An 11,782-nucleotide genomic window follows, 5' to 3' on the forward strand; every position below is an offset into this window, starting at 1 on the left:
TTTTTATTATTTTTATCAGATATTTTAAAATTGATTATAATGAAGAAGATTTTTTCAGCATTCCTATTGCTGTACTTTGCCCTATCCTTTTCTCAGGATAAAAAGCCGATGTTCTGGCAGGATATTCAGAATTTCAAAAAAGCAGATCAGGAAAACACACCACCAAAAGATGCCATCCTTCTGATAGGAAGTTCCTCTTTCACCAAATGGACAGACGTTGCCAGCTATTTTCCTGACAAGACCATTATCAACAGAGGCTTCGGAGGTTCGAGAATGACCGATCTGAATGATTTTGCTGACGACCTTTTAAACCCTTATCATCCTAAACAGATCATCATCTATTGCGGTGATAATGACTTCGCAGACAACCATGACCTGAAGGCCCAGGTAGTGGTCGATAGGTTTAAAACGTTCTACAAAAAAATCCGACAAAGATTTCCGGATATTGAAGTGGATTTCATTTCCATCAAGTTTTCTCCGAGCCGCGAAATTCTATGGCCACAGATGAAAGAAACTAATAAAAAAATTGCAGCTTTCATGAAAAAAGAACCCAATGCAGAGTTCATCGATATTACAAAAGCCATGGAGGATTCCAATGGAAAAGTAAGAAGAGATCTTTTCGTGGAAGATATGCTTCACCTGACGCCGGAAGGATATAAAGTCTGGACGAAGGTCATGAAGCCTTATATGAAATAATAAACTGTACAAACAAAAAAAATCCCTGACGGGATTTTTTTTTATTTTTATTTCTTTTTCTTAGATTTTGATACAGATATGGATTTCTGCTGAGCTCTGTTAGCTCCAAATTTCTTGGGTGCTTTTCTTTTTGAAGGTCCGCCCCAGTTTTCTTTTTTGTTTTTATCCTTTTTCTCATGAAATGCTCCACCACCTTCATACAGTTTCACCTGTGCCGGATTTTTCATAATGATCACATCTTCTTCAGAAGCGATCTTCTTAGGATTTATTTTCACCTCTGCAGGGAAATCAGTAAACTTAAGATCCTTATCCATCAATAACTCAATGTCAAGCACATAAGCTTCTTCTTTTTTCGTAACGAATGTAATTGCTTTACCATCTTTGTCTGCCCTACCCGTTCTACCTATTCTGTGAATATACTGTTCAGGAATTTCAGGGGTTTCAAAGTTGATTACGTGGGTAATATCTGAAATATCCAGACCTCTGGCCATTACGTCAGTCGTAATCAATCCTCTGATCTCTTCATTTTCAAATCTTTTCATGGCTTTAAGCCTGTAGTTCTGAGATTTGTTTGAGTGAATAACGTCAAACTGCTCAGGGAAAAGTTCATCAATTTTAGCAAAAAGAAGATCGGAATTTTTCTTATTATTGGTAAAAATCAACACCTTAGACATTTCATCTTCATTTGTCTTCAATAAATGTTCAAGAAGGTTGATTTTGGTATTAAAGTTTTCTACTTTATAACCGGTCTGCTCAATTTTCTCAAGAGGCGTTCCTGATTTTGCCAATGAAATTTCTATCGGACTGGCAAAATACTGGTCCAGCATTTCGTCAACAGCTTCCGTCATGGTAGCCGAGAAAAGAATATTCTGTCTCTTTGGCTTCATCATTTCGAAAATATGGGTAAGCTGCGGTCTGAACCCTAAGTTCAGCATCTCATCAAACTCATCAATGATCAGCTTCTGAACTTCTCTTAATGAAATAGCATTGTCAATGGCAAGGTCCATTACCCTACCCGGAGTTCCTACCAGAATATCACATCCGTTGTTGAATAACAGTTTCTGTGTATTGATATTTTTCCCTCCGTATATTCCGATTACCCTTGCGGTAATATTTTCTGTAAGTTTCTCAACAATTTCAGCTACCTGCACCACCAATTCTCTTGTAGGTACAAGGATCAAAACCGTAGGATTCCCGGTTTTGTTGTATTTCCATGTTTTAAGAACCGGCAGAAGATAAGCTAATGTTTTCCCGGTTCCGGTTTGTGCGATCCCCATTACATCTCTCCCGGAAAGTATAGGCCCAATGCTCTTTTCCTGAATAGGTGTAGGCTCGAATAATTCCAGATCCGCTAAAACATCAAGAATTTTAACCGGCAGGTCAAAATCCGCAAAAGTGAGTTTTTCCATGGTGCAAAGATAGGTATTTAAATTTAGAGGATAACCTTGTGTGAATGGTGAATTTTAAGATGTAAGAACCAAGAGCCAAGATGCAAGACATCAGATTTCAGACATCAGACGCTGAATTCATTAACTTAATTACTACGAACTAACAACCAGCAACTGACAACTTCACTCACTCCAAAACTCAGTTCACCTTCACGCTTTTACTCTTAATCCTGATATCATCATTTTCCCATTCGCTTGAGGTAATGATCACATATCCTTTCTTTTTAGGATCTTTTTTAATCGGAAATTTTTCTTCTTCCCATTGTGAACAGTGAGTGGAAATAAATGGTACCAAAGGTTTCCAACCGGTTTTACTTAGTGTATAAACATGAAAGACATGCCAGCAGCTTGTACACCAGCCTGGATAGAAACCCACTTCATCTTTTCCATCTTCATTAAGGTCTCCCAGATTGTATACTCCCCCATTGTTGGCGGGTGAAATCGTAAACGGTTTTATTTTTTTATCGCTGAAATAAATGGTGGTTTCACATGTACCATCACATTCATCCGTACAGTCACTGACTTTGGTGTAGGCATATTCTTTTGTTCCATTGCCATCATAGTCTCCAGGAATTCCTTTTTCAGCGGATTCCTGAGCTAATAACAGTGAGCTGCAGAAGGTAATGGCGGTTAAGATTAGTTTTTTCATAGTTTTTTTGTTGCGGGGTGCGGGTTCAGAGTCTTAAAGTTGTTGGTTACCAGTTGCTAGTTGGGAGCCCGAAATCATAAAGTCCTTCAAACTGATTTCTAATATCTAACTTCTCATCTACTTCCTCGTCACTCTCAGTAAAAGTATTAATACCAATATAATAGAGAATACAAATCCTAAAACCGCGACCAGAGACAGTTCACCAATTCTCGGGCCGGATTCTGACACAAAAACGATAGCTGTAGCAATTATATTTGCCCCCAGGACCATGGCCAAAATTAAATTGATAATGCTTGATTTGATCAGCTGGTTGGTCTTTTCAATATTTTTAATTTCACTGGACACTGTAAATTTATTGTCATCCAGCTTTTGGAGAACGGATCTGAGTTCTTTAGGAATTTCATCTACGTTATCGGTGAAATTCAGCATCCGGTCCATTCCCGTTTTTAAAAGATTTTTAGGTTTGATCTTATTGGTTAATATTTTTCTGGTGTACGGGTGAAGGCTTTTGACAATATCAAGATCCGGATTGATCGTTCTTCCCACTCCTTCTATTAAACTGATTCCTTTAAACAAAAGATAAAAATAATCCGGCATATAGAGCCTGTTATCTTTCAGAATATCTTTCATTTTATTGATGATCACCTGAACGTTGATATCCTGTAGCGAGGAGCTGTGGACAAAGTTCAGAATATCTTCTACATCATTCTCAAATCGTCTTTCGTCAGGAATTTCATAGCTGACTGCCATTTTTTTAAGATGACGTACAATTTTATGTGGATTTTTAGCGACAAAGCTTACAATAAGGTTTTCAAGGATTTCCTTATCATTCGGTTGAATTTTTCCTACTGCACCAAAATCGATGAAGACAATTTTTCCGTTCTTTTTGACTAAGATATTTCCGGCATGCGGATCGGCGTGAAAAAATCCATAATCAAGGATCTGTGAGACAAATAGCCTCAATCCTACTTCGGAAACCTTTACAGGATCAATATTATTTGCTAAGAGTTCTGCTTTATCGGTAACCTTAATTCCGTCAATAAATTCCATACAGAGGATATTGTTATTGGAATAGTCCTCATAGATTTTCGGAACGTACGTTTCTTTATTATTTTTAAAATTTCGGGCAAAGTGCAGGATATTTTCCTTTTCGTTGATCAGGGAAACTTCTTCGAGTAATGATTTTTCAAAAGTGGAAATCGCCTGTTTCAGATTCAGTTTTTCCCCTATTTCAGAATAGGCAGACACCAGTTTTTCCAGGTCTTTGATGAGAAGTAAGTCATCTTCAATAACCGTTTGTACATCAGCTTTTTTAAGTTTAAGAATGACAGGGCTACCATCCATCAAAACAGCTTTATATACCTGCGCAATGGATGCAGTGGCCAAAGGTTCTTTCTGGATCTCCTGAAAATGGTCTTTGACGGATATATTGAATTCATTTTCCAGAATTTCTTCCACATCCATATCTACCGTATCCACTTTGTCCTGAAGCTTCTGCAGCTCCTGGATCAGTTCTGGCGGAAGAAGATCTTCCCGGTTACTGAATGTCTGCCCCAATTTTACAAATGTAGGTCCTAATTCTTCCAGTACCAGCCTGATTCTTTCGTATACTGTTCCTTTAGAAATCACCTCATCCGGATCAGCAGAGATCTGTTCCTGTTTATTTCCTGTATTCATTCTCGCCAGCATATCTTTAAATCCGTATTTGCTCAGTACGGAAATAAGTCTGGCTGATCTTTTCAGTTTTCTTTGCTGCTTGTCAAACATATGTTTCTCGATAGTTGGTGCAAATTACTCCAAAAATTGTTCCTATTGCTATTTTAATTTTTATTTGAACGGTAAATCTTAGGGTGAAGCAGATATAGAATTGTCTTTTGATCTGGGTTTAAATGATGGGCTTTTAAAACTATTTTTAATCTGCTTTATCTGTGTAATCTGCGAGAGAATGGTATTAATGTAGTATAGAAGTGAGTAGCTTGAGAATCTGATAGGACTGCATCCTATCTTGGGCTAAATCGCCACTTTGTGGCTGGTTTTTAGTTGATGAATTTCTTAAATTTTATGATAAAAAATATGGCTTAAAAAATCTTTAGATTTTCTCTTCACTTATCTTAATGGTTAAAAAATGAGCCCTGTTGCTTTTTTTATAGCCCAAAAAGCCACAAAAAAAAGCCGCCTGAAATGGCAGCTTTATTTTAAACAATATCTTAATAAGTTATTATCCTACTACTTTAACATTGTCTGCTTCAGGTCCTTTTTTACCTTCTTTAATATCAAATTCTACTGCCTGTCCTTCTTTCAAAGTTCTAAGGCCTGAAGACTGAATGGCTGAATGATGGCAAAAAATATCGTTTCCGCCTCCGTCTGGTGTAATAAAACCAAAACCTTTTGTTTCGTTAAACCATTTTACTGTTCCTGTCATTATATTATATTTAAATTGATCAGTGAAGATAGTAATTTCATGAATATCCTGAAAAAAAAATAGCATTCTTCTTTGATTTTTTTTCGTAAAGCCCAGAAAATAAAATAAATAAAAATGAAAAAAATTCACTCACACAATTATGTAAAAGGATTTTTTTATCTTTATCCTTAACAAATTACCAACTAACCCATACAATTTTACAAAATGAAAAATTTACGTAACAGCAAACTTTCAAGAGAACAATTAAAAGGAATTTCAGGTAGCGGTATCGTTATTGGTAACTGCTCCAACAAGTGCTGCCCGGATGACGGAAGACCAAGATGTCCAAGACTGATCTGCCCGGCTGTGATATGTCCTCAGCTGGCATAAAAATTTGACGGAATATTCAACAAAGAGCAGAAAAACATCTGCTCTTTTTTATTTTTGCAGGATAAAAATCATTAGATTGTTTATATTGAACCTGAAATGAGAAAAAACACAAATCATAGATAATGAATAATACATTTGAAACTTTCAAACCTACAAGTTCATTGATCAAACCCTATGTTGATTATTATTATCTGGATATAAAGCCGGATAATGAGACCAGTGAATTCCAGTGTTTTCCTCATTTCAACAATACGATTTCTCTTTACAAATCCCATATCCAGAAAGAAAAAGGACACGTCGTCTTCGATGAAGCTGCCACGGCATTGCAAATCTTTACTCCCATCAGAGAAAAAATACTCCATATCATACAATCCGGGAAAGTCCATAGAATCGTTATTGTATTTCATCCTCTGGGAATACAACAGTTTTACAGCCCATTGAATTTTACGGATTATATTACAGATTTTGAGTTTCTCAGTCCACAGGAACTGAATGCCCTTTTTTCAATGGAGGATCCCGAAATGTTCATCAATTTGCTGGATAGCTGTTTAGAGAAGCGATTTAAAAGTTTTGAAAATGCTATTCTTGAGCAATCTATTCGATATATTTTCAGCCAGTGTGATGATTTTACCGTTTCAGAGCTTTCCGATATCTTAGGCATAAGCAGGCAGCATCTGAACAGGAATTTTCAGGCCCATTTAGGGGTTTCGGTAAAAAAATTCCATGAAATTGTGCTTTTCAGAAAAACCGTCAACGAAAAACTCTTTGAAAATCCGGACAGAAATTTCACGGAACTGGCGCATGAATTTAATTACAACGACCAGTCTCATTTTAACAAAGCCTATAAAAATTTTACCGAGAATTCACCCAAAAGCTTTTTCGATAAGGGTACAATCCTTGGAAATCAGGATACCTTCTGGTGTTTGCAGCCATAATACGAAATGTTCCATTTTTACAATTTTTTACCGTCTTTGATGAATAGCTTTGTCTCATCGAATTTTAGATGGTATGAGATATTATATAACATTGAGTTTACTTCTGGTATGTCTTCTTGTCAACGGGCAGGAAAATTATTCAACTTTGACGCAAAAGGCATTGGAAACAATGTGGAAGGCCAAAGATGATACGGGTTATCAAAAAGCATTGGATCTGTACGAAAGTGCTTTCAAAATCTATCCAGACAGTATTGACGGAACTGGACTTTATAAAGCTTCGGTTCTGGCTTCAGAATTAAAAAATGCAGATAAAGCTTTTAAATATCTTACCCCTCTTGCAAAAATGAAAGCTGATGAAGACGGCTATCCCGGCTGGGATTATATAATCGGCGAATCTTCCAAAAGTGAATATAAAAATTTACTTGATGATTCCAGATGGAATACCCTTGTACAAAGTGCATTACAGGATAAAAAACTGTTTTATAAAGATCTAAAGGAAATTCAGGACGAATTTTTCAGGACAAAGGCCCAATCTTTTGACGAAAAGGAAAATGCAGCTAAACTCTATTCCCAAATAAAAAATTCTTCTCCTTATTTAGCGAAGAAGCAACAGAATTATTCCGTTTTATTTAAAGTAAATGATTCCACGAACACTTCTTATCTTGTTCACCTTCCTAAAAATTATGATCCTGGCAATAAATATCCAGTTCTCTTTTTTCTTCATGGTGCCGTACGCAACAACGTCCTTACCGATTATCAGATGCCGGCAGAAAATCTTGGCGGATGGAACAGGTTTTATACAAAATACGCAGATCTGAATCATGTCATTCTGGTTTTTCCAAAAGGTGGAAAAAAATACAACTGGATGACTCCCGATGATGGATTTTTCATGGTTCCGGAAATGCTGAAACAGATCAAAAAGGCCATCAATGTGGATGACAATAAAGTCTTTATTTCCGGACATTCCAACGGAGCCACCGGTTCGTTTTCGTATCTTATGAAACAGCCCGGCTCATTTGCAGGGTTCTATGGATTCAATACATTTCCTAAAGTTTTTACAGGCGGAACGTTTATTGAAAATATAAAGAACCGTTCCTTCATTAACTTTTCTACCGACCAGGATTATTATTATCCTCCGAATGCCAATGATGATTTCACCCAACTGATGAAAGACATCAAAGCTGATTATAAGGAACAGCGTTATAATGGTTTTCCGCATTGGTTTCCTCAATTTGACGAATCGGAGCCGGCAGTTAAGACTGTTTTCAATGATTTAAAAAGCCGCAGAAGGAATCCGTTTCCAAAAGAAATAACCTGGGAATACGATGATAACAACTATGGAAATATCGATTGGATTTCTGATATGAAGCTTGATACGCTCCAACCCAAAGCCCAGTGGCATAAAGCATTGAATTTCAAAATCACAAAATGGCTGCAATACGATAAGAATGACAGTCTGATCACGGAAAATGTCAATAAAAATGCCTTTGATTTCCCAAGAAAGTCAGGGAAGATAAAAGCTATTTATGCCGATCAGGTTTTTAAGATCGAAACATCGTGTATTCAATCTTTTTCACTCAAACTTTCTCCGGAAATGATTAATCCTGATAAAAAATTGAAGGTCTTTATTAATGGAAAACTGTATTTCAATGGAAAAATAAAATATGACCGGAAGCTGATGCTCAGGAATTTTGAGAACAACAGAGACCGGGAACAGATCTGGATTTCTTCTCTGCATTTTAAGGTGTAAAGCTATGAAACTAAAATATCCTGCCGCATGACAGGATATTCTTTTATTTTAATCTACTATGTGAGTTCGGGAATCACTTGCGAAACTTGGGGAAGAGATGAGATTTTTTCACGCAAAGTTTGATAAAATATGCTTTTGAGCTGGAGGAGGCTAAGAGTTCGACTTCGTCGCTGATGAAGCTGCCGGACTTCCATCCGCTCTTTTTCTGTCTTCTATCTCAAATTTCTTATCCGATGTCTAATTGTCTTTGTTCTTTGCTCTTTGTTCTTTATTCTTATCCCAAACTCAGGTTTACTTAAGATAGGTTTCATAGAGATCTTTTCTACGGTCATTCATCACCTGAACGGAGCCGTTATGATGAAGATCTTTCAGCAGATTAAGGTCTACGTCTACAATAAGGGTCATTTCCGTATTCGGAGTAGCCTCTCCTTTCACCGCATTGGATGGAAAGGCAAAATCTGAAGGCGTAAACACGGCAGCCTGACCAAACTGGATGTCCATATTATTCACACCCGGAAGGTTTCCTACACAGCCGGCAATTGCGACATAACATTCATTTTCAATGGCTCTCGCAGCGGCACAATGGCGTACTCTGATGTAGGCATTCTGCGTGTCTGTAAGGTAGGGCACAAAGAGGATTTTCATTCCCTGATCGGCCAAAATCCTCGGCAGTTCCGGAAATTCTACGTCGTAACAGATCACAAGACCAATTTTTCCGCAATCGGTATCGAAAACTCTGATCTCATTTCCACCTTTCATTCCGTAGTATTTTCTTTCATTCGGCGTGATGTGGATCTTCCGGTATTCATCAATACGGCCGTCACGGTGAAGCAGATAACTTACATTATACAAATCATTGTTATCAGGATCGAAAACAGGCATACTTCCTGAAATAATATTGACATTGTAACTGATGGCCAGTTCTGAAATTTTATTCTTGATATCCTCGCTTAATTTCGCCAATTCGATCATACTGTCTCTTTCTGAAAGTTTGTTGAAAGGAGCCAGCAACGGCGTATTGAATAGTTCCGGGAAAAGGACAAAGTCCGATTTATAGTCGCCCATCACATTGACAAAGAATTCAACCTGCTCATAAAAAGCATCGATGTTTTTAAAATGCCTCATCTGCCACTGCACCAGTCCCAAACGGATGATGCTGTCCTGCATGGTATTGGGTTTTTTGCTGTAATAAATGTTGTTCCACTGCAGCAAAACAGCATTTTCCAATGATGACTCATCTTCCGGAAGGTATTTTTTCAGGATTTTAATAGGAAGGAAGTTATTGGAAAGCTGGAAAGACAATACAGGATCGTAGATTTCTTTGTCTCTTACTCTTCTGATGTATTCTCTCGGGGAAAGTTCGTCGCTATACTTATGGTAGTTCGGGATTCTTCCCCCTAGAATGATCGATTTCAGATTAAGCAGTTCGCACAATTCTTTTCTGGCATCATACAGTCTTCTTCCCAGACGCAGTTCACGAAACTCAGGATCTACAAAAACCTCGATTCCATAAAGAACATTTCCGGTGGAAAGATGCGTATTGAAGGTATAATTTCCGGTAATATCCACATAGGTATGGTCGTCCCCGAATTCGTCATAATTCACAATAATGGAGAGTGCCACAGCTGCCAGTTTTCCATCTACAGTGATGCAGATCTGGCCTTTAGGAAATATTCTGGTGAGTTTTTCTATGCTTTTTTTAGACCAAATAGATTCGGACATCTGCGGGTAAGCGCGTTTCATTGTTATTACCAGTTCATCATAATCCTGAAGACTCAGGGCTCTTGTTTCTATTTGCATTTGACGTAATTTTACTTAAATTTAGTGAAAAATTTTAACTTAAATCCTTAAAGGAAAGTAGTTCACAATCATTTAAATTAATTTAACAGTGGATATTACTCAAAACATATAGGAAGCAATCAACTCAAATACAAATTGGAAGCACTCTGATTTCGAATCAGCAGTAGATGTTTTGTCTTTGAATTATCATGTTGATATTGAAATAAATGCAGAAAAATTCGGCGTTTTAAGTTCAAAAGAAAAGATTATAGGATATGTTCATTTAAATTACCCGATCATCTTTTTAGAAAACACATATTCTCAACAAATAAAATCCATCTTAAGTAGCTATGATATACAGTATATTATGGTCAATACGCTGGATGACCAGTCCTTATCAGTAGATCCGGAAATTTATAATACTTATTTTGATTACATGAGGGATTTAGACAATTTTTCTGCCGATGATTTTTATTTTTATAATCTAATTTAATAAAAAGGAAATTATAGAAATATTAGTAGGTCCTGTTTCTAATTCACCACCCCAAACTTCTTATTTTTAAAATCAAGGACTATAACATTATTGACAAAAAATGCATTTCCGGTGAGACCGTCTACATTCTCGGTGGTATTGAATTCCTGAAGTCTTTTGTTCTCATTATACCAGGCATAATCATTTTCCAGTTTTCTTTTTCCCAGATATACTTTTTCTTTGATCGGTCTTCCATAAAATTTCACTTTCTCACCCCAAGAATTGGCAATAATCGTATCCGTTTTGGCGGTTTGATCTACCAGTGAAGTCCAGAGCTCTTTATTGGTATTGATCGGAAATAAACTAGCTCCGGTATCAAACAGAAACCAATGGGTTTTGCCTGCAATAGTGAGTGGAATATGGAGTCTGCCATTATTAGATTTGGCATCTACAAACGTGGTCACTTTTTTCCAATGGCTGTCCAAAGAATCAAGCACACACATTCTTTTGTTAGGATAATCGATGATCAGAATTTTATTATTAAACACATCAGCGCCTAAAGTTCCGATATGTTTTGGCTTCTTCGTAAATAAGGAATCTTTAGTGATTTTATCCCCGTAACCTGCTTTATAAACCAGATTATCTTTTGACAGTTTTCCTAAATGATAGATCAGTCCTTTTGTCTTGTACACGTTTTTTCCTCCGTTATCCATAGATTTCGAGCTTTCTATGAGGAAGTTCTTGATTTCACTTTCTTTGTAATAGCTGTCTATAGTATTTCCGTACACCAGAGTTGCATCGCTTCCAAGGTCGAATTGTAAGGTAAAATCCGCATTTAAATCATTCACTTTCACCGGAACGAGCATGGCTACTTTATCAAAATTCTTTCCTGAAATCTTCGCAGCATACCATGAAAAAGGAAACCATGGATAGGTTTCGGCAGAAGAAATATTTTTATTAGCAACTATACAGCCAGTCAAAGCCCAGCTAAGGCCGATCATTATAAGCAGACATTTTATTTTCATTTTCCGGAATATGAGTTTGAGTCTTAAATGTATAATAATTCTGAGGATAAATAATTTTTAATTTATTTTTTTTTATACTGAAAACAAAGGCTTTAATACATACTCAAACACACTTCGACTTCGCTCAGTGTGACATCGCTAATAATAGACACAACAAATAGGAATATCGTTTAATACTAATAAAAAATCCTGCTTATAAAGATATAAACAGGATTTTTTTATTTTAAAGAAGTACAG

At 36.7% G+C, this 11,782-nt stretch carries 10 protein-coding genes; 4 read left to right on the forward strand and 6 right to left on the reverse strand.

Going from position 1 to position 11,782, the window contains the following annotated elements:
- Nucleotides 1-39: 39 nt before the first annotated feature.
- A complete protein-coding gene (locus tag IW22_RS10010) occupies nucleotides 40-696 on the forward strand; it encodes a GDSL-type esterase/lipase family protein (RefSeq protein WP_034726232.1) in 657 nt (218 codons plus the stop codon).
- 47 nt (nucleotides 697-743) lie between these two features.
- Here IW22_RS10010 and IW22_RS10015 read toward each other — a convergent pair whose 3' ends face one another.
- From IW22_RS10015 to IW22_RS10030, 4 genes are all read right to left on the reverse strand, one after another.
- A complete protein-coding gene (locus IW22_RS10015) occupies nucleotides 744-2,105 on the reverse strand; it encodes a DEAD/DEAH box helicase (RefSeq protein WP_034726233.1) in 1,362 nt (453 codons plus the stop codon).
- A 178-nt stretch (nucleotides 2,106-2,283) separates the two neighbouring features.
- Nucleotides 2,284-2,793, reverse strand: coding sequence for a hypothetical protein (locus IW22_RS10020; RefSeq protein ID WP_034726235.1), 510 nt, complete (start codon nucleotides 2,791-2,793; stop codon nucleotides 2,284-2,286).
- A 117-nt stretch (nucleotides 2,794-2,910) separates the two neighbouring features.
- Nucleotides 2,911-4,560 (reverse strand): ABC1 kinase family protein, encoded by a 1,650-nt coding sequence (locus tag IW22_RS10025; protein WP_034726236.1) that lies wholly within the window; start codon nucleotides 4,558-4,560, stop codon nucleotides 2,911-2,913.
- Nucleotides 4,561-5,011: 451 nt separating this feature from the next.
- The gene (locus IW22_RS10030; RefSeq protein WP_131327873.1) at nucleotides 5,012-5,215 is read right to left on the reverse strand and encodes a cold-shock protein; all 204 of its coding nucleotides are present in this window, start codon (nucleotides 5,213-5,215) and stop codon (nucleotides 5,012-5,014) included.
- Nucleotides 5,216-5,419: 204 nt separating this feature from the next.
- Here IW22_RS10030 and IW22_RS24355 point away from each other — a divergent pair, with 204 nt between their 5' ends.
- From IW22_RS24355 to IW22_RS10040, 3 genes are all read left to right on the forward strand, one after another.
- Entirely contained in the window at nucleotides 5,420-5,584 is a 165-nt protein-coding gene (locus tag IW22_RS24355) for a hypothetical protein (RefSeq protein ID WP_165571875.1), read from the forward strand.
- Nucleotides 5,585-5,706: 122 nt separating this feature from the next.
- Nucleotides 5,707-6,519, forward strand: a complete 813-nt coding sequence (locus tag IW22_RS10035; protein ID WP_034726237.1) for a helix-turn-helix domain-containing protein — start codon at nucleotides 5,707-5,709, stop codon at nucleotides 6,517-6,519.
- Nucleotides 6,520-6,592: 73 nt separating this feature from the next.
- Nucleotides 6,593-8,269, forward strand: coding sequence for an alpha/beta hydrolase-fold protein (locus tag IW22_RS10040; protein ID WP_034726239.1), 1,677 nt, complete (start codon nucleotides 6,593-6,595; stop codon nucleotides 8,267-8,269).
- A 291-nt stretch (nucleotides 8,270-8,560) separates the two neighbouring features.
- On the opposite strand, the gene IW22_RS10045 is transcribed toward IW22_RS10040, so the two are convergent.
- Both IW22_RS10045 and IW22_RS10055 read right to left on the reverse strand, forming a co-directional pair.
- Nucleotides 8,561-10,069, reverse strand: coding sequence for a carbon-nitrogen hydrolase family protein (locus IW22_RS10045; protein WP_034726240.1), 1,509 nt, complete (start codon nucleotides 10,067-10,069; stop codon nucleotides 8,561-8,563).
- Nucleotides 10,070-10,579: 510 nt separating this feature from the next.
- Nucleotides 10,580-11,521, reverse strand: a complete 942-nt coding sequence (locus tag IW22_RS10055) for a hypothetical protein (RefSeq protein WP_165571876.1) — start codon at nucleotides 11,519-11,521, stop codon at nucleotides 10,580-10,582.
- Nucleotides 11,522-11,782: the final 261 nt, after the last annotated feature.

The organism is Chryseobacterium sp. JM1 (genome assembly GCF_000737715.1).
Taxonomy (GTDB): domain Bacteria; phylum Bacteroidota; class Bacteroidia; order Flavobacteriales; family Weeksellaceae; genus Chryseobacterium.